This is a genomic window from Parendozoicomonas sp. 209JJ7-1, from assembly GCF_058147085.1.
Genome location: NZ_JBYVJU010000106.1, coordinates 1 through 718, shown reverse-complemented (window position 1 = coordinate 718; position 718 = coordinate 1). Strand labels below are relative to the sequence as shown.

Genomic DNA, 718 nt, shown 5'->3' with positions numbered 1-718 from the left:
ACTTGTTAGGTGCAGGTTTTGATTTTTCTGAAGTTAGCTACATTGTTAAAATTTAGGATACGACGATCTAATATAGTATTTTTACATGTCGACGTACTTTCTGTATTTGGTATTTTCAAATTCATCATTTAAAAAGTGTGATATTTTATTCACCCACTTGCTACCTTGTTCACAGAATCCCATGACATAAGCTCCAGACCAGTTATCCCAACCCAAGCCTAGTTTGACTCCATTCCTCTCCACTTCGATAACAACCTGATCAAGACTTATTGTTGGGTTGGATGATGGTAAAAATCCAAACTGTTCTTGTAGGAGTTCACCAATGATAGGAACCAAATTAGATTTAGCATCAGGAATGTCGAATGTTTGCTGGCCATTTTCTGCTGTATATTTCTTACCGCTTAGATCTTTTAGCATACTCATATATTCAACCTGCGTAGTAATAATGAGCCTTCAAGGTTCTCAAGATAACGTTGATTTTCTAGGCAATAAAGTACTAAACCTTCAGGAGAAAGCGTTGAATCTCAGTCCTATCGGTTTCTATTCTCATGCAACTCGGTATTTGAGATTTGGGAGCTCCTAACGCCCGCATCAGGTGCGCCGAAGGCGTCACTTGGATGCGCTTGTTAGTGCTTACCCGGTTTGCATTGAATGTGTCGCACCACAATACGAAGTGCGCACTTTGGTTGTGGCTGGCTGCACGAATGTATGGACACAA

General features: G+C 40.3%; 1 protein-coding gene. It reads right to left on the bottom strand.

Annotation, left to right across the window (positions count from 1 at the left end; translation table 11 throughout):
• Positions 1–81: 81 nt before the first annotated feature.
• Positions 82–423 (bottom strand): hypothetical protein, encoded by a 342-nt coding sequence (locus ACY2RQ_RS19575; RefSeq protein ID WP_490114695.1) that lies wholly within the window; start codon positions 421–423, stop codon positions 82–84.
• Positions 424–718: the final 295 nt, after the last annotated feature.